Below are 20,781 nucleotides of genomic sequence, written 5' to 3'. Positions count from 1 at the left end.
CCAGATGGATGCTTCAATTTTAGACCAAACCGCCGCTCGGAGCGGCAGAAAAAGCGTACCGTTCTTATTTTAACATCTTATCTTGAAGTTGGTTGCGTTCTATGGTAAAATGCCGTGCCTTCGAAAAGGGCAAATGCAATTTTCAGCAAAAGGTTTTCTTAAGTAAAGCAAGCGATATTTGCAAGGAAAGACGAGAAAGAAAGGATTTCAGACATGGCAAAGTGCAATCACTGCGGCAAGGCAACTACCTTTGGTCACAACCGCTCCTTTTCCCAGCGTGCAACCAACCGCACGTTCAAGCCCAACCTGCAGAAGGTTTCGGTGCTGGAGAAGGGTCGCCTCGTGAAGAAGACGCTGTGCGCCAAGTGCATCAAGACGCTCGGCAAATCATCCTCATAAGGTTTGATCTCTTCGACTCAAGAATCGCGGCGCATTCAGCGCCGTGATTTTTGTTTAAGTTGTTTTGTCTGGGCATGCGTCGCATTTAAGAGGCATTTATAACCTCTTTCAATGCCCGCACCCCTGCCCCACTACCTTGCGGATGCTTGAAAGCAGCGTTGCCGGTGACAAAAACGTTCGCGCCTGCCTGCTTCATGAGCGGCAGGGTTTCCACATTGATGCCGCCATCCACTTCGAGATGTGCAGACGAGCGGAGCGCGTTCAATTTGACACGGATCTCCTCTACTTTGGCGATCATCTCAGGCATGAACTTCTGCCCTGAATAGCCAGGGACAACACTCATGACGAGCACAAGGTCTGCCAGCGGCAATGCAGAATCGATCGCCGAAGCGGGGGTGGCGGGATTCAAGGTCACGCCTGCTTTGCAGCCCAGAGACTTGATCTGTGCGATCAGACGCGGCAAATCGGGGCAGGTTTCTACATGGACGGTGATATTGTTCGCTCCGGCGTCGGCAAAGGCGGGAATATATTTCTCCGGTTCGGAGATCATGAGGTGAACATCCAGTGGGATATTGGCAACCCGTTTGAGCGACTTGACGAATAATGGTCCAATGGTGATATCGGGCGCAAAGTGACCATCCATGATATCCACATGGATCCAGTCGGCACCAGCGGATTGGATGGCGGCAACTTCGTCGGCGATGTGGGCAAAATCGGAGGCAATGATAGAGGGGGCAATAAGGTATTGGGTCATGGGATATAAAAGACCTGAAGGACAATACAAAATCCATCAGGTCTTATTTTTAATTTGGAGGGAAATAGCTCAAGTAGATCATCAGCCCAAAGGGAATCAACCCGCCCCATGCAAGAACGGCAAACAATCCAAGTCCCACAGCAACCCAGTCAATGGGTGCGGCGGGAGTGGCATCTGCCTGATAAACGGGAGCAGGCTCAGGTTGAATGGTCTGAGGCGGATATTGCGGCTGATAAACCGGCTCGGGAATGTATTCCGGTTGAGGCGGGCGGGCTTGGTTTGAGGGGGAGATTCGATCCGCAATATCTTGTTTGATGGTGATAACCGGCTGGGAAGGAACAGCCTCTTTGGCAGGTTTTGCAGGCGCAGGGGCTGTGCCAAATTTTTGCAAAACGCGACCCAACTGGTCAGCAGTACGGTAACGCATGGAAGGTTCTTTGGAAAGCACCTTCATGACGATCTCTTCGAGCGCAGGCGGGATATCGGGAACGTATTCACTAACAGGCAATGGGCGTGCAGAAAGATGCAGACGTGCAAGTTCATCTGCCGAGGAGGCAGTAAAAGGCGGTGTGCCCGTGAGAAGCTCATAAAGAACAACACCCAACGAGTAAACATCGGAAGCGGGGGTAGGACCTTCCCCAGCGGCTTGTTCGGGCGCGAAGTAGAGCGGCGAGCCCCAGACAATATCGTTGCGTTCGCCAGGTTTAATGGTGGCGAGGGCACGCGCAATGCCAAAGTCGGTGACTTTAAGCCGCATGTCTTTTGAGATGAGCATGTTATGGGGTTTGATATCGCAATGCACCAACCCGGCACGGTGGGCGTACCCAACACCCGCGCACGCCTGGATCATGAGCGGAATGCCTTGGTCAAATGGAAAGCGCCCGCGGTCACGGATAAGTTGTTTAAGGTCTTTGCCGGGAATATATTCCATGACGATGTAAAGCAGTTCGTCGGCGGCACCAAAATCGTGTACAGTGACTATGTTTGGGTGCGAAAGATTCGCAGCAGACCGCGCCTCAAGCCAGAATTGCTTCTGAAAGTTCTCGTTGGAGGAGTATTCCTTGCGCAGGACTTTGATGGCAACGGGGCGATCAAGCACAACATCGCGCGCGCGATAGACATTCGCCATGCCGCCTGAACCCAGCACTTCCTGGAGTTGATATCGGTCGTTGAGTAATGCGCCTTCAGTCATTGTGTTGAGATTATACCGTGAGTCGGGAAGGGCAAAGCGTATCCCCGCCATATCTTCATCGTCACCGTTTATTCCCGCCGTATTTATTACAAGTTACGTTATATAATCCCCGCCATGCGTAAGGGACTTTTACTCTACAACCCCGCCGCCGGGCGATTCCCGGTGCGGCGATTCGTACGGGGCATCATCAAGCCGCTGACCGATGCTGGCTGGAGTATTGACATTGCCGAAACTCTGAGCGGAACTCATGCCGTGCAAACTGCCCATCAAGCTGCGCGGGAAAACTACGACGCGGTCTTTGCCATTGGAGGTGATGGTACAGTGGGGCAGGTCGCCAGCGGGTTGGTCCATACAGAGACGGCGCTGGGCGTCATTCCTGCTGGAACGGTCAATGTGTGGGCACTCGAACAGGGACAAAAACCTTTCAGCTGGATTCACCCCGGCAACCTGCGCGAGAATGCCAAACGTCTTGCAAATGTTGAACCTCAATATGTAGATGTAGGCGATTGTAATGATCAGCCTTTTTTATTGTGGGCAGGCATCGGGTTGGACGCGCAAACCATCAGCAAGATCGAACCGCGTCCACGCATTTTCAAACACATGGCAGTGCCGCATTTTTTCGTCACTACAGTTTGGGAAGCCACCTTTTGGCAGGGACTTGACTTGCGAGTATATGCCGAAGATAAATTAGTGGAAGGGCGTATCCTCGTCGCCGTCGCCACAAACATCCGGCACTACGCAGGGGGCATGTCTGTCATTTCTCCCAATGCCCTGCTTGACGATGGCGAAATGGATCTATGGCTGCTCAGCGGCGAAAACGTTGCAGATACCTTCCGTCACTTTTTCGATCTCGTTGCAGGAAGGCATCTTAACTCTGAATATGCGCGCTGCATTCCGTTCCAAAATGTGCGCATTGAATCCGATGCGAACTTTTCCATTCAAGTGGATGGCGACCCAATGCTCGGCGGTCACAAGGCAGAGATCAAGGTTAAACACCGCGCGCTCAAAGTGCTGATGCCTGAAAACGCTTTATACTTATTGAAAAATCCACAGAGATAACATGGACTTACGCCCTTACCTGAATCGCTTCGTCATCTACGGCGCTTTGATCATCGCCGCAGCTCTGATCCTGATCACACTCATTCTCATCGGCTGGACCACGCCCCGCTTCTCTCCTGAAGTTGGGTTTGCGCCTGCCGATCTGACCATGATCCCCGCCCCCCCCCACACCCCCGCCGCGACAGCCATCCCCACCACTGACCCACTCGCCACCCCGGTCATTGATCAGAACACAGTTCACATAGACGGCTATGTACAGATCACAGGTACCGGCACAGATGGCTTACGTATCCGTTCTGCACCAGGCTTAAACACAGATACTGTCTTCCGCGGTGAAGATGCCGAAGTCTTTCTGGTCAAAGATGGCCCGCAAAGCGCGGATGGATATAGCTGGTGGTATGTGGTTGCTCCGTACGATGATACCCGCGCAGGCTGGGCAGCTGCTGAATTTTTGGCGGTTGTGCCTGCACCATAATCTCACCCTGCCCATTCTCTTTAGAGGTGGGAGAAAAAGGAAAAATGAACGAAAAGCCTACTGGTATTACTGCAAACAAAAGCAAGCGTGAATTTACTGTGCAATGGGATAGCGGACATGTCAGCGTGTATCCCTTTGGGTTACTGCGAGCGGCTTGTCCATGCGCTTCATGCCGGGGCGGACATGAGAACATGAAATCGGAACCAGACGCAGATGTATTCACCAAGCAGATGGAAGATAACTCATCCACTCGAATCTCGAATGTGGTCGCGGTCGGTTCCTATGCGTTGACCGTTGTCTGGGAAGATGGGCATGATTACGGCATTTATAACTGGCATTATCTACGCAAACTGTGTCCATGCGGGGAGTGTCGGAAGTAGTTTAGATTATCTGGTCATTAAAACAAAACGGGCGAGTTCGGGAAACTAATCCCGAACTCGCCCGTTTGATTTTCTGTATTGTTAAGGGGTGGAGGTTGCAGACGGCGTTTTGGATGTGCCTGAAACAGTCGGCGAGGCACCAGGCTTCGGGGTTCCTGTGGCAGGTGTCGGTGTGGAGGTTGATGCGCTGCCCTTCGGAGTGCGTGACGGAGTGAGGGTAATCGTCGGCGGGACGAGTGTGGTGAGCTGTTTGCGGGCTTCGTTGCGCATTTCCGGGGTCATCACTTCTTCGTCCAGTTTTAGCAGGTCCTGCCAGGATTTGATGGCATCGCGAATATCGTTACGCTGTTCCTGAATACGCGCGCGCCAGTACAGTTCGAGCGCTTTTTCTTCGTCGGTATCAGCAAGTGAACGCATGGACTCAGCCTGCAGGAAGGCGCTGCCGAATTTTCCAACTCCATAGAGGGCTTTTGCGTACCCCAGCCGGGCTTCAAAGGACTCGGGCTCTTCTTCAACGGCTGCATTCAAGTCGCCTTCGGCATCTTTGAAATTGCCAAGCTCCACGTTCGCCAGTCCGCGATAGATTAGGTAATTCTTCATGCCATTACGGTTGATCAGTTCGCCGCTATTAATGGCATTTACAGTATTCTGATATTCGCCAAGGAAAAAATACGCCTGACCTAGTTTTCCAAACCCTGTGGCATCCTCTGTTTGATAGGTCGTATACAGGCGCAGGGCTTCCACGGCGTTAACATAATCTTCCTGATCCAAATAAAGATCACCAAGCATTTTATAGGTTGACATGTTCAAGATATCGGCTGAGTATGCCTTACGGGCATATTCCAAGGCGTTTTCTTTGTCGCCATCGCCAAGGTAGGCAGTGGCATACGCAAGGTAAACTTCTGGAGAACCAGGCAATAATTTTTCGGCAAGTTCCAGGTCGGCAAACGAATCTGCGAAGTCACCGCGACGGATCAACCAGCGCGCACGATCCAGATAGGCTTCACCGAAGTTCGGGTCAAGGTCAATGGCTTGTGCGAAAAGTGGACCTACTTTCGCATCAGGGTCTGCCATCAGCCGCACTCGGGCAAGCCCAAGATATGGAGCGGCGAAATTTGGATCCATATCGATCGCTTCGTTATACGACTCAAGCGCTCGTCCTATTTCCCCTTTGAAACGATAGGCTTCACCGATCAAGAAAGGAATATCGGCAGCGTCCGGCTCAATGGGTTTAAGCAGGAGCATATTCTCGATAAAAATATCCCAATCACCGTCTTCATATGCTTTTTGGGCAATGCGGAACTGATCCACTGCAGCGGCAGAACGTGGAGTATTTACGTACAATGGAGTGGGTGTATACGTTGCGTTGAGGAATGAGGAAAGTGGCGTCGGTCCGCTGAATACCTCAGTGGGAATGGCTGTCGCGCCAAAGATGGTGGGGGTTGCTGTGAACGTTGGGGAAGGTCCCGGTGTGTTGGTGGGGGCTCGTTCGATCGCTCCAAAACGCGGCAGGATAACGCCAAAATATATAATGGCGCACATACCAACTCCAATCGCCGTCAAGCCGCCAAGCCGGAGAACTGGGTTGCGTAATGCCACACGCAAGCCGCGCTCTTTTGGCTTTTCATGCGCCAGGAGTAATTTCTCCTCCCAGGCACGTGGACGGTTCATGGGGAATGGCTGAATGGTCTCATCTGGAGACAAGGCGCCAAGCAAGATCAAGCCGCGTTTGGCGGTGGAATTTTCCGGGTCCAGTTTGAGCGCTGTTTGCAGACAGTAGATGCGCTCTTTCGTGGCATCCACAGAAGCGCTGAGCCAGATCCAATAGGTGGGATTATTCTGGTCAGTTTTCAGCAGGAGCGTCAATAGTTCCTTGGCGCGCGGTTTGTCGCCGCGACGAAGGGCGTTGATGGCATCCTGAAAGATGGTATCGCTATTCTGCTCGCTGTTGTGCTGCGCTTTAAATTCACCGGTCATGGCTTCATTTTAATTCAATTCATGGAATTCTTCGACCTGATATATATAAACTTGCAATTTTGCCTTCCGCCAGGTATTGGGGGGTACGCCCATCTTATAGCAAAGCTGATTCAGGAATTCCTCAGGGTCGGGAATTTTCTCCCAGACCTGCGGCAGGAAGGTTGCCCTGCGCCTGCCTTGTTTGAGGATGACTCCATCGATCTGTGGTCTTAATTTTGAAGGCAGGTCTTCACCAGTGGAGTATTCCAACTCCTGCGGCGCAGAAAGATAGGAGACTTCAATATTGATGAGGCGTAGTTCCGACTCAGTTACGGGTGGGAAGCGCGGGTCTTTCAACGCTGCCGCAATGGCATGCTCACGTACATCCTCTGCCAGAGGTTGGTAGGCTTCCAAGGCTCCAATACATCCGCGCAGTTCGTTTCGAATGGTAAGCGTGACAAAGGATGCGCCGTTTTCGCGCAACGTTTGCGTGAGCGTTTCTGTGTTTAACGGCAATAACGCAATTCCCCGAACTGCGTTTTCAAGCGCCTCGCGTGCAAGCTGCAAGAGTATTTGCCTGTCCTCGTCATTCAATGATGTTGACATCTGACCTTCCAATCGCACCACCATCGGATCGCCAAAAGTTGACCTATTTCAAGTGCGCCAATTTCCAATACTCGCGGTTGTGATACAACAGCGGCTCCCCCGTACCAGTGCCGTGTGCGGCAACCACTACTGCAATGAAAAGCATATTCATCCCCGCATCATAGGTCTGGACGACGCGGCAATCCATCCATGCCAGCCCACCCACGATCAAGGGGGAGCCAGTCGCCAGCGATTTAGTCTGAACGGTCGCGAGCCGGTCTTCCACTTCAGGCATGCGTCCGGCAAAAAGGTCTGAGACCTGTGTCTGGTCAGCTGCGAGGATCGTCACCCCAAAAGCATGGGATTTCAACACCAATTCACATGTGCGCGTATGTTGTTGCAACGAAACAGTGACAAGTGCCGGGTTTAAGGATATGGATGTGAAGGAGTTGACGGTCATACCGTGCCGTTCCCCTTCATGAACGGCTGTGACTACAGTCACACCTGCTGACCATGCTCGCATGGCAGACCGCAGGGCTTCAGGGTCGAGGTTTATCATAGTTAAAAAATTTCCCATTCATTTTCATCATAATTGCCGGAGAGGGGCACGTCAAGCCAGAATTCGTCAAGTCCTTGATACAGAAGCAGCATAAATCCTTACCTTGTATATCATCTATCTTGTGGAAATAACACAAAATAAAACTTAATTGCCTTTCAGGCTGGCGTGGTAAACTCACCGGCATGTCACCAAAAGTTAGAAATATCTTGCTGGGGCTGGCAGGCATGCTTCTGCTGGCTGTCCTTGTCTATCAGATCCCCGCTGTAAAATCACGCCTCGAATGGCGGTTGGATGTTTTTCAGATCTATGTCAAAAATGTGATCAACCCCGTTGGTCCAGTACCGACGGCATTGCCCGTCACGCCGCAACCGGTCACATCCACAGTTGTAATCACGAACACGGCTATTGCACAAAGTGCGCCGAGCATCACCCCCACCGCAACCTTCCCCCCGCTTCCAGCGCAAGCGTCCATCGTTTCGCCTCCTTACGAGAAACAGACCGCCAACAATTGCGGACCTGCCACCTTATCCATGGCTCTGCATCTCTACGGCTGGGATGGAGAGCAATCCGACATTTCATATTACATCAAGCCCGTATCCGGCGACCGCAACGTGAACCCGGAAGAGTTGCGCTACTTCGTACGTACACAGGCTGGCTGGCTTAACCTCGAATATCGAGTTGGCGGAAATATTGAACAGATCAAACGGCTGCTCGCCGCGAACTACCCTGTCATCGTGGAAACGGTCACTTCGTTAAATCCAGCCGATGCTCTTGGTCCTACGGATGATCTTTGGGCGGCACATTACATGCTTATCACTGCCTACGACGATGCCAAACAGGAATTCACCATTCAAGATTCCTACCATGGTCCCGATCTAACCATCTCGTACGCCCAGCTTGATCAGGATTGGAAGCCATTCAATAACGTTTATCTTGTGATGTACTTCCCGCAATTCGAAGATGAAATGAAAGCCCTGCTCGGATCAGACTGGGATCCGAACCTGAATCGCCAGCGAGTCCTTGCCGCCACTGAATCTGCCGCCAACGACCCCGCCGCCAGCGGATTTGACTGGTTCAACTACGGCAGCAATCTCGTCTTCTTTGAACGCTACGAAGAAGCCGCCCGTGCTTACGACAAAGCCAGGGAACTGGGCTTGCCTTTGCGCATGTTCCGCTATCAGTTTGGTCCCTTCCTTGCCTACTTCCACTCGAACCGAAATGAAGACCTGCTCAGCCTGACCAACTACGCGCTTGGCGTTACAGAAATGTCTGAGGAGGCATGGTTGTGGTATGGCTACGGTCTCTACCGCAAAGGAGATTACGACGCCGCACTAAAAGCCTGGCAAAAAGCAGATTCCATCAACCCTAATTTTTTTGAAGACCAGGCACGCAATGCCATGCAGCTTGTTCAATAGTCATTAAACGATAGACCATGATAAAAAAAATATACCCTCTCTTGATTCTCTTCCTTGTTGCCTGCCAGGCAGCGCCAACCTCCGCGCCTGAAGCGACCCTGACACCGTCAGTCACGCCGCTCCCCGCCACCGCCACAGAGACCAGTACCCCAACTTCAACACCTGTCCCAGCCGCAACCGCCACGGCGGATACTTTGCGTATTTCTGCCAAAGACGGCATGACCCAAATCCAAGTCGCTGCCGGAACCCTCTTCATGGGCGGCATGGATGTCTACCGCGAGAACGATGAGCAACCCGCCCATGAGGTGAAGATTCATTCCTTCTGGATCGATCAAGTGGAAGTGACCAACGGCATGTACGAATTATGTGTACAGGCAGGTAATTGCCGCCCGCCTCGAGAGATCCGTTCGGATAACCGCGAAGAGTATTTTGGAAACCCGGAGTTCCGCGATTATCCTGTGGTCTATGTTGCCTGGTTCGACGCAGATGCCTATTGCACCTGGGCAGGGCGCCGTCTGCCCACCGAAGCTGAATGGGAACGTGCCGCACGTGGAGACGATAAACGCAACTATCCTTGGGGGGATGAGGAGCCCAACCAATACAATTCCAACTCAGTGAATGTTGTTGGCGATACAACACGTGTTGGCTCGTATGCTGAAGGGGCAAGTCCGTTCGGAGCATTGGACATGGCTGGCAATGTCTGGGAATGGGTGGCAGACCTTTATCGCCCCAACTATTACAGTACCGCTCCATTGGAAAACCCACCGGGACCCTCCGCCGAAGAAGTGTTCAGCACCTTGCGCGTTATGCGTGGAGGTTCTTTTCAAGAAGATGGAATTTTTCTTAGAGTGGCAAATCGCAACTTTCTTGAAGGTCCAGACCCGAAAGCAGATCCAAATAACGAAGCGCATTATGGAAAAAGCTCCAGCCGCATCGGCTTTCGATGTGCCGAAGATGCCAATTAAATTCTTGTAAGTACAAGAGCAAAAAAATTAATGATCGCCCCGTTCCTTGGATGAAAATCCATTGACGGGGCGATCATGCTTAATATCGCTGAGATAACCAAAATCAAGAAGAAACAGGCTAATCGCCTGTGAAATGGTGTGATTAATCCCAGATTCCCTTTTCGATCCATGCAACTAACAAAGATGTAAGAAAAAAAAGTCCAAATCATTCCCACTTAACCCCCTTTGGGGGATTAGGCTTGCAATCCTTATTTTTTATACTGAGGGCAGATCAAAAGGAGCCAACTATGAAAAAGATAATCCCTATTTTTACTGTAATAGCGATCTTTGTCTCTGGCTGCAGCATGGGGAATGCTCAGCCAACGGCAATCGCCCTGCCAACCGCCCCAGCCACACTGACCCCAGCTGCGGTTAATGCGCCTGCCGAAGGTATCACTAATGGTGAACCCGGGCAGGAGCGTGTTTCCACTGCAGACGGCATGCCCGCTGCGTTCATCCCTGATGGTACCTTCCGCATGGGCGCATTAGATCCTGAAGAAAAGAAAGATGAAAAGCCGGATCACACCGTGACCATGAAGAATTTCTGGATGGATAAACTCGAAGTGACCAATGCCATGTATGCACTTTGCGTTCAAGCAGGCGCCTGCGAACCGCCGCAAACTTTTAAATCACAAGCGCGCGAGTCGTATTTCAATAACCCTGAATTTAACGACTTCCCGGTTGTATATGTCACCTGGCTCCAAGCCGATACATACTGCAAATGGGCTGGGCGCCGCCTGCCCACCGAAGCGGAATGGGAATATGCTGCGCGCGGAAATGACTTCCGCACATTCCCGTGGGGTGACGACCGCCCGGATTCCTCACATGGCAACTTTAACTATTTTGTTGGTGATACCACCCGTGTTGGAAGTTATCCCGCAGGTGCAAGCCCATACGGCATCCTCGATATGGCTGGCAATGTTACTGAATGGGTCTCTGACTATTACGATGGTGATTACTACGCCCAGGGCGCGAATGTAAATCCCACTGGTCCGAATGCGCGCGAGTTGTACTTCAACCGCGTGGTACGTGGCGGCAACTTTCAGGATGTCTTTGACGACGTCCGCCTTGCCAATCGCGCATCGGTCCGCGGCTCGAACCCAAAAGCAGATGATATTTATTCGGAAGATTATCTCGGCGAATTTTCTCCCAAGATCGGTTTCCGCTGCGCTTCAGACTAAGCCTCAATTTGTTTCTAAAACAGCCGCCGGGATGAACCCGGCGGCTTGTTTTTATTGACTCTCATTTTTTGCTATGGTATTATCCAACTTGTAATTGAATAGTCCTAAAAAGACGCTCTTATCCAGAGAGGCGGAGGGAACGGCCCTGCGATGCCTCGACAACCGGTCAACGAAAGTTGAGCACGGTGCCAATTCCGACAGGATAGCTGGAAGATGAGAGGGTAGCGAAAAGCATAGCTTGAATTGCCCTTTCTGCATGTCTGAAAGGGCAATTTTTATTCAATCAAGGAGAAACAAAAACAATGTCCAATACTTTTATGTCTTCCCCCAGTCTGATGTTCACATCAGAATCGGTGACGGAAGGGCATCCCGATAAGATCTGCGATCAGGTCTCGGATGCCGTTTTAGATGCCTGTCTTGAACAGGACCCCCGCTCGCGTGTGGCGTGCGAAACCGCTGTAAAAACCGGTTACGTCATGCTGCTCGGTGAGATCACCACCAATGCTCATATCAATTACGACGAACTCGTTCGCAAGACTGTAAACGAGATCGGGTATGACTCCAGCGAAAAAGGTTTTGATGGTAATTCGTGCGGTGTACTGGTCGCCATTGCCAAGCAATCCGGCGATATCGCCATGGGCGTCAATCAGGCACTCGAAACCCGCGACGGTCATCACCTGACAGATCAAGAAGTTGAATCCATCGGCGCAGGTGATCAGGGCATGATGTTCGGCTACGCTTGTAACGAAACCCCGACCTTGATGCCGATGCCCATTTACCTTGCGCACAAGCTCACCCGCAAACAAAGTGAACTCCGCAAGAGTGGCGCCATCTCCTGGCTGCGCCCTGATGCCAAGAGCCAAGTGACTATTGAATATTCCAATGGTCAACCCAAACGCATCGATACTGTACTCGTCTCCACCCAGCACGCTCCTGAGATCTCGCAGAATGAGCTCATTGAAATCATTACTGAAGAACTCATCATGAAGACCCTGCCCGAAAACCTTGTAGACAAGAAACTCAAGGTTTTCGTCAACCCGACCGGGCGCTTCGTGGTCGGTGGTCCGATGGGCGATGCCGGTGTGACCGGACGCAAGATCATCGTTGACACCTATGGCGGCATGGGTCGTCATGGCGGCGGCGCCTTCTCTGGGAAAGACCCCACAAAAGTGGACCGCTCTGCTGCTTACGCGGCGCGCTATGTAGCCAAAAACGTCGTCGCTGCAGGTCTGGCTGACCGCGTGGAAGTTCAGGTTGCGTATGCCATCGGCGTATCTCACCCGCTCTCTGTGAACGTGGAAACGTTTGGTACCGCTAAGATCGCGGACGAAAAGATCTCCGCGCTCATCGCAGAACACTTCGACCTGCGCCCCGGCGCGATCATCCGTGACCTCGGTCTGCGCAAGCCGATCTATCGCAAGACCGCTGCCTACGGTCACTTCGGTCGCGATGACATCGAATTCCCCTGGGAACGCACCGATAAGGCTGCCGCTTTGAAAAAAGCTGCTGGTCTGTAATAATTTAGATAGTAGTAAGGTAAAGCGCCTCTGATCTCTCAGAGGCGCTTTTTGATTAATTCTTTACTATTTTATTTTATGGCTTTTCTAAGCCATGTGCTGTCAACAACGCTTCATTCTCCAAAATTTCCGCGGTTGCGCCATCTGCCACAACACGCCCTTCATCCACCACAACTGTACGGGGAAAAAGTTCGCGCACCAGCGCCATGTCGTGCGTGGAAACCAGCATCGTGATGGGCAGGTCGCGCAGCAAGTTGATCAGTGTCCTGCGGGCACGCGGGTCAAGCCCGGCTGAGGGTTCATCCAGCACCAACAGACTAGGGTTCATCGAAAGCACAGTAGCGATCGCAATGCGCTTCTTCTCCCCCACGCTTAGGTGATGAGACAAACGATCACGATATGCAGACATGCGCACAGCTTCGAGTGCAGCATCCACGCGTGTGCGCACTTCTGCTTCAGGTAAGCCCATGTGCAATGGACCAAATGCCACATCCTCAAAGACAGTTGGTGAAAAAAGTTGGTCATCCGGGTTTTGAAAAACAAGCCCTACCATGGAACGAATGGCGGGTAGATTTTCACGAGTGAGGCGCATCCCTGCAATATCCACATCGCCCTGCCCCATCAATATCCCATTCAGATGCAGCATCAACGTGGACTTGCCCGCGCCGTTCGGACCCACCAGCGCAACCTTATCACCTTCGTGCAAATTAAGCGACACGCCGTTCAATGCCGTATGTCCATCCGGGTAGGAAAAGTGCAAGTCACGGACGACGAGTACATCCCCGTTATTATCTGGCTGGGTAAATTGATTTTTTATATGAGTAACCGGCATTAGAACCTTCCAATGATCTGTATTACAAAAATAACAGCAACCGCGAACGCTGTTGCAAAATAATCTGTAGATTTCATCTCATGCGCATTCAACGTATAAAGATGACCGGAGTATCCACGTGCAACCATCGCATTGTAGATACGGTCACTACGTTCGTAGCTGCGCAGGAATAACTGTCCCGCCATATTCCCCGCCACCTTCGCCCGCCACAACACGCCTCCACCGGATCTCGAACCTGTCACTGCCGCCGAACGGGCTTCCCTCGCCCGCAGCAGGCGGAAGACCTCATCTGTCAGCACGAAGAGATACCGATAAAGAAATGCAATAATGGTGGTCAGGATCGCAGGCACACGCAGATGCTCCAAAGCATGGATCAGATCCGGGAAGCGCGTTGTGGCTACCAGCAGGATCGCCATCTGCACTGAGAGCCAGGAACGGATCAGGATACTGACGAAGCGCAATAAACCTGCATCCGTGATGGTCAGATCACGCATCAAAAACCGAAACGATAACAATGCCTCACCAGGAATGGAAAATAAAACCGTGATCGCGATCAAAGCGAATGGCAATGCAATGATGGAACGCTTAAGGGTATAGCCAAACCCAAGTTTTGAAAGAAGATTACAGCCAAGTAGAAATAGCCAGGCAAAAACAAATGCCAGCCAGGCGCCATCCGGCAGCAAGGCATTCGAGACGATAAATACCACCGTTGCAAGCGTCTTTACCCGCGGATCGAGGCGGTGAAAAAAACTTTCTTTTTCGTGATACCGATCAAAAGCATCAAAGTGCATGTGAACCTATTCAGAGGTGCATAAATTATAAATTTACGCACCTCGATTCTATGTCTACTTATGAAGACTTCGCCTTCATTCCTCGACCGACAAGCATAATAATGGCGGCAACTACGATCACACCCACCACTCCAGCCATAATTGTAGATAAGGCAGTTTCACCCAGGAATGGAATGGTGTAATCAGGAATGATTTGGAATGGAGAAGACTGCCCTGCATCGATAAAGCCCATATTGATGGCGACACGCTCCAAGCCATCCGGGTCGGCGGAAGCCAGCGGTGAAAGCAGCACAACCACCAGAGAAATGATACCGCCAACATAGACCCAATTCTGGCTGGCTTTTGCCGATTCAGACCCCTCACCCAACAGGTCGGGGCGGGTCTGAATGATGAATGCCAATGCTGAAACTGTGATCAAGGCTTCACCAAGCCCGATCAATGTATGCACACCCAACATGGCAGGGATGACAATACTCAATTGAGAAGTCCCACTCAACCAAAGTTGTAGAGCAGTCAATAGAGCACCTGCCATCACCGAAAGCCAGGCGGCAAAACCTGCCACACCAAGCTTGACAGTACGCGATCGCCCAGCCACAGAACGATAAAGTCCATACCCGATGGCAGCAGTCACAAGCCCCATGTTCATGATGTTAGCGCCCATCACAAGCAGTCCACCATCCTGAAAGAGTAATGCCTGTACCGCAATGACAGAAGTCATCACCAGCATGGCAGCCCAAGGACCAAGCACGATCGCCGCCAACGCTCCGCCTAATAAGTGACCAGATGTACCGCCCGCGACTGGGAAGTTGATCATTTGGGCGGCAAAAATAAAGGCTGCCATTACACCCATAAGCGGAATCTGTTTCTCGCCCAAAGACCGGTTCGTACGTGAGATGGCAGCGCCGATCACCAAGGCAGTGATCACCCAGCAAATGACCGAAACGATCAGACTGAGAAAACCGTCGGGGATGTGTAAAGGTACGGGGGAATAAAACATAGTGTTATCTCCTTTTTATGATTGACAATTCGGACATAAACCAAAAAATGTAAGGTGGCTATCGGTTAGTTTATAGCCACTCGCAGTTTCAAGAGTTTGATACATAGACTTAATAAGTTCGTGCTCCACCTCCATTTCATTCCCACAAGTGCGGCAAATGAGGTGATGGTGCTCATGCCGCGCAAGTTCGTAAACAAGGTGCCCGTTCCCCGTCAATGCCGGGCGCGCCAGACCATTCTCGGCAAGGAATTCGAGAGTTCGGTAAACCGTGGTTTCGGTTAGACCGGGCAATTCATGGCGAGCCTGCTCGTAAACTTCAACCGGTGACATATGTCCCCGTGAATGATGAAGCACATGCAGAATCGCCAGCCGCTGGGGGGTCATTCGGTAGCCGCGGGCGCGCAGTTGAGGGGAATATTCATTGGCACAGGACATATTTCTCCTTATTGCAACTTTTTGCAATAATATATTTTATAGAAGAGCGCAACGGATGTTTTCTTACAAACAAAAAAGTCCCCTTTTCGGAAGTCAGAAAAGGGGACCCACTTTGCTGTACAAAAAGAAGAGCTAGGGCTCCCAGACAAAATGGACAAGCGCAGCAAGCATGGGTTTGCCTTCTTCACGAACCATGCCAACCGCCCAGGTTTCCCAATCCAAGCCGCCATTTTGGTCGGTGCCCGGGAAATGGATAGAGTAATACTCCATGCCATTGTAGGGCCACTCCGCAAGATAAGTTACGCCGCCTGTTCTTAGTTCATTGCATGTGACAACAGCATTAGCTTCAAATACTTTTTCAAGTGAGGGCAATACGACATCCTGAAATGAGCCTTTCACCGGTTCCCCACTACCAATGCCTGGTCCCCAATCTGCCTGATAGGTGGTTTCAAAAATGAACTTGATATTGTCGAAATAAGTAACTACATTACCCCCACGCAGATAACGAACTCCCACTCCACTGGTCGGGCTGACTAGAGATGCAAGCAATTCTCCATTACGGGACTTAATGGAAGTTTGCAAGAGACTTACCAGCTGCAAAGCACGGGTATCCTGGCAAAAGGTGGGATTGTAATTTTCAGGAATGGAAGTGAGCAAAGCCGGGACTTCATTCAAGCCCACTGTGGGTGTTGTTGCCGGGATGGAGGTGGCAGGAATAGCTATCAATGTGGAATAGGTTGGCAGCGGCGTAGCAGAAAAAATAGAGGTAGGAGGCGGAGGCACGTCCACAGGTGCGGAGCAGGCGATGAGAGTCAAAACGAAAATGGGAAGAAATATACGCTTCATTTTCATCCTTTCAAAATAAAACTGGCGGAGGGTCTCCGCCAGTTCATTTTACTCTTTTGGGCCTGCATCTTCAGTCATTTTTTGCGCAACCTTTTTTATGACCTCAGATACACCACTGATGGGATTTTTCAGCGTTTCGAACGCCACTTCCACGATCTCGGGAGCCATGCGTTTAACGTTTCGGAAGCGCCGTGCAAGAAAAGACTCATCTGGCTCGGGCTTTTCCAATTCCTGCTGAGCATCTTGCAGTTCTGCCTTTATATCTGCCATTTCCTGAGGAGGGATCGCCTTGTTATCCTGCAGCTTTTCATAAAGTCTGTCGAAGATCGCCGGGAGGTTTATCGTGGTACTTGAGGCGTTGCCACTCCCTCCAATGACAATGTTCGTGTTATTGATCTGGTTGCCCACGACAACACTATGATCCCCTCCGCTTATTCTGGTGCTTTTTGATCTGCCTGCCATATACACTCCTATGAATCTTTTGGTGCGATCGCTACACGGAATCCGAGATCATCATTGAACATCAATGGGATCGACCAGTTGCAGAAAGACGAACGGGCGAACCATTGATAGCCGATCCATGAGCCGCCGCGAACGATGCGGTATTTTTTATCTTCGTCATACCAGGAGCCAGTCCACTCCCAGACATTTCCGCTCATATCCCAGGTATCTGTAGGGCTGGCACCTTGCGGGAAGGTTACTACTGCGGTGGTACCGCCCAATCCCGAACCGGTGCTATCGCTATCCCATGTATTGGCGGCGGCTTTGTTGAAGCCATCACCCCACGGATATTCGCGCCCGTCAGTACCGCGTGCAGCGCGCTCCCATTCATCGGTGGTCAGCAAACGCACATAATACCCATCTGGCACTGCCACGATCTTCTTCGAGAGCCATTTGCAATAAGCTTCAGCCTCGAACCAGCATACCCCCACCACTGGTACGATCGGGTTGCTCAACTCGATGTTGTGCCAATAATACGGCATGTTACGTTTGGCAAGCGGACGATGCTCCAACCAGTCGCGCTCAACCCCTTCCATGGTGCGTTGGTCATATTTGCCGGTACGCCATTCCCAGCCAAGGTCACTCCAGAATTCCCGGTTCTGGTAACCATCCTCTTTGACGAAGCGTGCGAACTGAATATTGGTGACGGGATACCGCGCGACAAAATAGTTATGCGGAATACGCTTCGGCTCTTTCCTAACTCCGGCTTGATACTCATCAGACGGAACTTCCACGAACCGATCCAAGTCGCCTGGTCTCCAGCCAAGTCGCCCCAGCAAGATCCCCGCATGCCGCCGCAATTCAGGGCGAATGCCCTCGTCTTGCATGGCAGTCACCAAGGCGTCGATGACATGGTCACGGCTGCGTGGAGGCACACCATTGGGCCACGTATCAAGCACGGCATCACCAGCCAAAACAACCGCTTCACCTGCGGGTCCGGGCTGCGCATCCACCAACGCCTCGACAACCTCACCAGCTATCTTTGGCAGTTGTTGACGAATGCCCAAATACCCAATGGTCAATAGTGTAACTTCGCGCCAGGCTTGCTCGCCGACATGACGAGATAAGGTGTCAATGATGGGTTTTGAATCGCCCTGCCCCATGAAAGCCAATGCAACCGCGGCAAGGTATTCTTCAAATGTAAGATGGATGAACCCATATTCCCCAGGTCCACGTTCAAGAAGCAAGGCAGCATGTTCGCGTACATCCAACATGAATTGACGGGATGCCTGATGTGGTGAGCTTTCGCCGCGCTCGTGAAAGAGTTCCTCCAGCTTGCGGCGCATATCCTCACGCCCTACCAAACCCACCCCCGGGCTGACTTCGTGCATCCACAATGCAAGCGGTGCAAGGATACGCACGGTCTGGATTTCGTCGATGTCTCGCCCTGGGGCACGTCCGCTTATGCTACGGGCACGATTCCAGGTTGAAAGCAAGGTCGAGACGTATTGGTCATAAAGTTGAACGCGCCGTTCAGGTAGAGTAACACCCTGGCGTTTCATCAAAGCCAGGATTGTCAGCAAAAGAGGCGTAGAAGCTAACTGCCGCACGCCCGGGTTGTGATTGATGGCATCCAACAATTCGCGGCGGTCGGCTTCGGCATCTGCCTGCGCAACCGAGGTATGCCCCTGTGCCTGCTTTTCTAGCGCACTTGTCCAACGGGTGACAAAACCTTCGATCTCATCGTCGTCAAAGTCCACGATGGTGCATTCAGCCAGGTTTTCTGCAGATGGACGCACGGCACGATACCCGATCACACGGCTGGTGAGCACGAACTTATTACCTTGGTGACGGTGGAAAGTATAAAAATCCACCACGCGTTCAACAACGGTGTTACGCAAGTTCAGGTCACGGACTTCATCCAAACCATCCAAAAGGATGAGCGCGCGCCCGGCTTTAAGTGCCTCCCCCAGCATGGGTCCGATCGGCAGGTCTGATCCAATCGCCGAAAAATACTCGGCAATAAAATCATCCAGGCGTGTATCTTTATTCTGTAGTGCGTTCGCAAATGCGGCAAGCGGAAGCAGTATGGGCAGGTAATCCTTTAACCCCATATCGGCGCCTTCACCGCGCGCCAATCGCACTGCTAAATATTTTACAAAGGTGGTCTTCCCTGCGCCTGGGTCACCCAATACAATGACCCCTGAATAATTCTTCAAGACGTTCAACAAGGGAACAGGGTCGCCAAAATGCAACGGGTCTTCGTATTCGGCAACGTCACGCCCGGCAAGGCTCAAGTCGCGTTTCCAAGTCTCCCCTTCCGGGAGTTCCATACGTGCTTTAAGAGGCACATACAGATCAAGCAGTTTTAGTTTCAGCGGAACCCGGTCTGAAACCCCCATACCTTTAAGGCTAAGATAATAATGCCGATCGGTAAGGTACGCGAGATATGCAGCCGTAGCCTGTTTTATGGTGTCTGCTGGAATTGCAGGTTGCAGGTCACGCCAGAAGCGGTCTGCAAGCACGATGGTTTGCCCATGAATAATGGCGCTGTCCGTTATTGAGCCGCCAACGGCGACGCTTGCATCTCCCGCTTGAATTTCTAACTCAGGACTTTGTTGTCTGGTTGTTTTCTTTGATGAAATTTTTTTGCCAGTCATAGCCAGCCTCGATGTATAAGTTCAGTATACAATAATCTGGCAGGTGAAGGGTTTACCATCTTGCAAGGTAACGAAAAAAATCCCCCAATATTAATGGCTATGCGAAAATAAAAACCGCAGGGCATCCTGCGGTTTCAGGTTATTCCTTTGGTTCACCGAAAATGATGACCAGAATATGCTGGTTTAAAAATTTTGGTTTGACCTCGTCATCTTCAGGTTTGAATACCTGCCCCAAAGTGTAACCACCAATAATTGGGACAGACTCGCCTAAGATCTCCTGCACTGCTGCGACCTCTGCACCGGGCTGGGCTTTGAGCAACATTTGCCAGGCAGTATCCACCAGCACAAGGGCAAGCTTGGGTTTGGAGTCGCCAAGCTTGAGCAAGGCTTGTTGTGCAGCGGTCTTTGCAGCTCGTTCACATGAGGCGCGGCTCCCCACCAGGAGGAATGCATCCACCCCATCACGGATGACGGCATTCATGCGAAAACTTCCATCGGCTTCCACACGGATCGGAGCGCGAAGCACCATTCCATCACCTTGCTCTATGCCCAACGGGTACAAGCGAGCTAGATAACTGAGCGGTGGAAATGCCCAATCACGCGCCGGGTAACCGAACAAAGCCGCGTATGCTTCAGAAGCGGGACGTCCATCCAGTGTGCGCAACCAGAATCCGCGCGAACGAGTTACACGAAATTGATTCCCGACCGGATCCCAACCATGATCCGCACCAACTCCAATATGGATACCGCCACGCAACAAAGCAGCCGCCATGCCGCCGGAGCCGGTCTGACTCCCGCTGATCTGATAGGTATTCCCTGTATGAAGGTCACCGCTTGAAAGCGCACCCATGACGTCTAACGTGGTGGAAAGCGAATTACAAAATTGCTCAGCATCCCCATTGAAACCATCTGCAAAAAAAAGAACGGACTGCCGCTCCACCCGCGCCGAGACATGCTGCTCGATCTTTGAAGCTGTTTCACGCCCAGACTGTGCATACCCCGGCAGCCAGAGCGTCTCTGCTTGAAAATCTCCGCTTAGAATGGCAACCACCACCGAGTGCGGATGGTAGCCTTCACGAGTCATTCCTGCTGGTGAGCTAAATCCGATCAGAGGTGTATCACCCAACAAACTGGATACGCCATTTAACACTTCACGCGGCTGATATTGATGCGATGAAATAACCATCGCCAAAACAGGAGCATTCGCCCCGAGTCGGTTCAATGCCTGATGTGTAGCCTGCAACCCGGCTTCGCGTCCATCCAAGGCCTGAGCGGTTCCCACTGCTGAAATGATCGGCATTTT

General features: G+C 51.7%; 21 protein-coding genes and 1 riboswitch. Of the genes, 8 read left to right on the top strand and 13 right to left on the bottom strand.

Annotated elements, in window-relative coordinates; translation table 11 throughout:
- Positions 1-213: 213 nt before the first annotated feature.
- On the top strand, positions 214-399 hold the full coding sequence (gene rpmB, locus IPG80_RS06480) for a 50S ribosomal protein L28 (RefSeq protein ID WP_345104086.1): 186 nt from the start codon (positions 214-216) through the stop codon (positions 397-399).
- 85 nt (positions 400-484) lie between these two features.
- Here rpmB and rpe read toward each other — a convergent pair whose 3' ends face one another.
- Complete coding sequence (gene rpe, locus IPG80_RS06475) at positions 485-1,153, bottom strand: ribulose-phosphate 3-epimerase (RefSeq protein ID WP_345104083.1); 669 nt, start codon at positions 1,151-1,153, stop codon at positions 485-487.
- Between the two features lie 49 nt (positions 1,154-1,202).
- Positions 1,203-2,345 (bottom strand): protein kinase, encoded by a 1,143-nt coding sequence (locus IPG80_RS06470; protein WP_345104080.1) that lies wholly within the window; start codon positions 2,343-2,345, stop codon positions 1,203-1,205.
- Positions 2,346-2,459: 114 nt separating this feature from the next.
- On the opposite strand from IPG80_RS06470, the gene IPG80_RS06465 reads away from it, so the two are divergent.
- The 3 genes from IPG80_RS06465 to IPG80_RS06455 are packed head-to-tail and all read left to right on the top strand — an operon-like array spanning position 2,460 to position 4,259.
- A complete protein-coding gene (locus tag IPG80_RS06465) occupies positions 2,460-3,404 on the top strand; it encodes a diacylglycerol kinase family protein (RefSeq protein WP_345104077.1) in 945 nt (314 codons plus the stop codon).
- A 1-nt stretch (position 3,405) separates the two neighbouring features.
- Positions 3,406-3,879, top strand: coding sequence for a hypothetical protein (locus IPG80_RS06460; protein ID WP_345104074.1), 474 nt, complete (start codon positions 3,406-3,408; stop codon positions 3,877-3,879).
- A 44-nt stretch (positions 3,880-3,923) separates the two neighbouring features.
- A complete protein-coding gene (locus tag IPG80_RS06455; protein ID WP_345104071.1) occupies positions 3,924-4,259 on the top strand; it encodes a DUF971 domain-containing protein in 336 nt (111 codons plus the stop codon).
- Between the two features lie 81 nt (positions 4,260-4,340).
- On the opposite strand, the gene IPG80_RS06450 is transcribed toward IPG80_RS06455, so the two are convergent.
- The 3 genes from IPG80_RS06450 to IPG80_RS06440 are packed head-to-tail and all read right to left on the bottom strand — an operon-like array spanning position 4,341 to position 7,359.
- Positions 4,341-6,236: a tetratricopeptide repeat protein gene (locus IPG80_RS06450; protein WP_345104068.1), complete on the bottom strand. Its 1,896-nt coding sequence runs from the start codon at positions 6,234-6,236 to the stop codon at positions 4,341-4,343.
- Positions 6,237-6,245: 9 nt separating this feature from the next.
- Positions 6,246-6,821, bottom strand: coding sequence for an AmmeMemoRadiSam system protein A (gene amrA, locus IPG80_RS06445; protein WP_345104065.1), 576 nt, complete (start codon positions 6,819-6,821; stop codon positions 6,246-6,248).
- 43 nt (positions 6,822-6,864) lie between these two features.
- Complete coding sequence (locus IPG80_RS06440; RefSeq protein WP_345104063.1) at positions 6,865-7,359, bottom strand: flavin reductase family protein; 495 nt, start codon at positions 7,357-7,359, stop codon at positions 6,865-6,867.
- 182 nt (positions 7,360-7,541) lie between these two features.
- Between IPG80_RS06440 and IPG80_RS06435 the strand changes: the two genes are divergently transcribed.
- From IPG80_RS06435 to metK, 4 genes are all read left to right on the top strand, one after another.
- A complete protein-coding gene (locus IPG80_RS06435; protein WP_345104060.1) occupies positions 7,542-8,774 on the top strand; it encodes a C39 family peptidase in 1,233 nt (410 codons plus the stop codon).
- A 17-nt stretch (positions 8,775-8,791) separates the two neighbouring features.
- A complete protein-coding gene (locus IPG80_RS06430; protein WP_345104057.1) occupies positions 8,792-9,739 on the top strand; it encodes an SUMF1/EgtB/PvdO family nonheme iron enzyme in 948 nt (315 codons plus the stop codon).
- Between the two features lie 287 nt (positions 9,740-10,026).
- Positions 10,027-10,959 (top strand): SUMF1/EgtB/PvdO family nonheme iron enzyme, encoded by a 933-nt coding sequence (locus tag IPG80_RS06425; protein ID WP_345104054.1) that lies wholly within the window; start codon positions 10,027-10,029, stop codon positions 10,957-10,959.
- 115 nt (positions 10,960-11,074) lie between these two features.
- Positions 11,075-11,179, top strand: a riboswitch (SAM riboswitch).
- A gap of 82 nt (positions 11,180-11,261) precedes the next feature.
- A complete protein-coding gene (metK, locus tag IPG80_RS06420; protein WP_345104051.1) occupies positions 11,262-12,476 on the top strand; it encodes a methionine adenosyltransferase in 1,215 nt (404 codons plus the stop codon).
- 76 nt (positions 12,477-12,552) lie between these two features.
- On the opposite strand, the gene IPG80_RS06415 is transcribed toward metK, so the two are convergent.
- The 8 genes from IPG80_RS06415 to IPG80_RS06380 all read right to left on the bottom strand — a co-directional run bounded on the left by IPG80_RS06415 (position 12,553) and on the right by IPG80_RS06380 (position 20,778).
- Positions 12,553-13,308: an ABC transporter ATP-binding protein gene (locus IPG80_RS06415; protein ID WP_345104048.1), complete on the bottom strand. Its 756-nt coding sequence runs from the start codon at positions 13,306-13,308 to the stop codon at positions 12,553-12,555.
- Entirely contained in the window at positions 13,308-14,099 is a 792-nt protein-coding gene (gene cbiQ, locus IPG80_RS06410) for a cobalt ECF transporter T component CbiQ (protein WP_345104045.1), read from the bottom strand. Before cbiQ ends, IPG80_RS06415 begins: the two co-directional genes overlap by 1 nt.
- 58 nt (positions 14,100-14,157) lie before the next feature.
- Positions 14,158-15,096 carry an energy-coupling factor ABC transporter permease gene (locus tag IPG80_RS06405; protein ID WP_345104042.1) on the bottom strand — a complete coding sequence of 313 codons (939 nt, stop codon included), beginning with the start codon at positions 15,094-15,096 and terminating at the stop codon, positions 14,158-14,160.
- A gap of 15 nt (positions 15,097-15,111) precedes the next feature.
- Entirely contained in the window at positions 15,112-15,531 is a 420-nt protein-coding gene (locus IPG80_RS06400; RefSeq protein WP_345104039.1) for a Fur family transcriptional regulator, read from the bottom strand.
- 132 nt (positions 15,532-15,663) lie between these two features.
- Positions 15,664-16,377: a hypothetical protein gene (locus IPG80_RS06395; protein ID WP_345104036.1), complete on the bottom strand. Its 714-nt coding sequence runs from the start codon at positions 16,375-16,377 to the stop codon at positions 15,664-15,666.
- A 48-nt stretch (positions 16,378-16,425) separates the two neighbouring features.
- A complete protein-coding gene (locus IPG80_RS06390) occupies positions 16,426-16,839 on the bottom strand; it encodes a hypothetical protein (RefSeq protein ID WP_345104033.1) in 414 nt (137 codons plus the stop codon).
- Positions 16,840-16,847: 8 nt separating this feature from the next.
- The gene (locus IPG80_RS06385; RefSeq protein ID WP_345104030.1) at positions 16,848-19,478 is read right to left on the bottom strand and encodes an SUMF1/EgtB/PvdO family nonheme iron enzyme; all 2,631 of its coding nucleotides are present in this window, start codon (positions 19,476-19,478) and stop codon (positions 16,848-16,850) included.
- Between the two features lie 139 nt (positions 19,479-19,617).
- Positions 19,618-20,778 (bottom strand): FIST N-terminal domain-containing protein, encoded by a 1,161-nt coding sequence (locus IPG80_RS06380; protein ID WP_345104026.1) that lies wholly within the window; start codon positions 20,776-20,778, stop codon positions 19,618-19,620.
- Between the last annotated feature and the right edge of the window lie 3 nt (positions 20,779-20,781).

Origin of the sequence: Candidatus Villigracilis vicinus (genome assembly GCF_016702885.1) — a bacterium.
GTDB classification, from domain to species: Bacteria; Chloroflexota; Anaerolineae; order Anaerolineales; family Villigracilaceae; genus Villigracilis; species Villigracilis vicinus.
This window is presented reverse-complemented; position numbering and strand designations above follow the sequence as displayed.

Bases quoted from the DNA above. Each gene is read 5' to 3' on its own strand.
- IPG80_RS06405 (WP_345104042.1), bottom strand. From the start codon at position 15,096: ATGTTTTATTCCCCCGTACCTTTACACATCCCCGACGGTTTTCTCAGT.
- IPG80_RS06435 (WP_345104060.1), top strand. From the start codon at position 7,542: ATGTCACCAAAAGTTAGAAATATCTTGCTGGGGCTGGCAGGCATGCTT.
- IPG80_RS06440 (WP_345104063.1), bottom strand. From the start codon at position 7,359: ATGATAAACCTCGACCCTGAAGCCCTGCGGTCTGCCATGCGAGCATGG.
- IPG80_RS06415 (WP_345104048.1), bottom strand. From the start codon at position 13,308: ATGCCGGTTACTCATATAAAAAATCAATTTACCCAGCCAGATAATAAC.
- IPG80_RS06390 (WP_345104033.1), bottom strand. From the start codon at position 16,839: ATGGCAGGCAGATCAAAAAGCACCAGAATAAGCGGAGGGGATCATAGT.
- IPG80_RS06430 (WP_345104057.1), top strand. From the start codon at position 8,792: ATGATAAAAAAAATATACCCTCTCTTGATTCTCTTCCTTGTTGCCTGC.
- rpe (WP_345104083.1), bottom strand. From the start codon at position 1,153: ATGACCCAATACCTTATTGCCCCCTCTATCATTGCCTCCGATTTTGCC.
- IPG80_RS06395 (WP_345104036.1), bottom strand. From the start codon at position 16,377: ATGAAGCGTATATTTCTTCCCATTTTCGTTTTGACTCTCATCGCCTGC.
- IPG80_RS06400 (WP_345104039.1), bottom strand. From the start codon at position 15,531: ATGTCCTGTGCCAATGAATATTCCCCTCAACTGCGCGCCCGCGGCTAC.
- IPG80_RS06425 (WP_345104054.1), top strand. From the start codon at position 10,027: ATGAAAAAGATAATCCCTATTTTTACTGTAATAGCGATCTTTGTCTCT.
- rpmB (WP_345104086.1), top strand. From the start codon at position 214: ATGGCAAAGTGCAATCACTGCGGCAAGGCAACTACCTTTGGTCACAAC.
- IPG80_RS06380 (WP_345104026.1), bottom strand. From the start codon at position 20,778: ATGCCGATCATTTCAGCAGTGGGAACCGCTCAGGCCTTGGATGGACGC.
- IPG80_RS06385 (WP_345104030.1), bottom strand. From the start codon at position 19,478: ATGACTGGCAAAAAAATTTCATCAAAGAAAACAACCAGACAACAAAGT.
- IPG80_RS06465 (WP_345104077.1), top strand. From the start codon at position 2,460: ATGCGTAAGGGACTTTTACTCTACAACCCCGCCGCCGGGCGATTCCCG.
- cbiQ (WP_345104045.1), bottom strand. From the start codon at position 14,099: ATGCACTTTGATGCTTTTGATCGGTATCACGAAAAAGAAAGTTTTTTT.
- IPG80_RS06455 (WP_345104071.1), top strand. From the start codon at position 3,924: ATGAACGAAAAGCCTACTGGTATTACTGCAAACAAAAGCAAGCGTGAA.
- IPG80_RS06460 (WP_345104074.1), top strand. From the start codon at position 3,406: ATGGACTTACGCCCTTACCTGAATCGCTTCGTCATCTACGGCGCTTTG.
- IPG80_RS06450 (WP_345104068.1), bottom strand. From the start codon at position 6,236: ATGACCGGTGAATTTAAAGCGCAGCACAACAGCGAGCAGAATAGCGAT.
- IPG80_RS06470 (WP_345104080.1), bottom strand. From the start codon at position 2,345: ATGACTGAAGGCGCATTACTCAACGACCGATATCAACTCCAGGAAGTG.
- metK (WP_345104051.1), top strand. From the start codon at position 11,262: ATGTCCAATACTTTTATGTCTTCCCCCAGTCTGATGTTCACATCAGAA.
- amrA (WP_345104065.1), bottom strand. From the start codon at position 6,821: ATGTCAACATCATTGAATGACGAGGACAGGCAAATACTCTTGCAGCTT.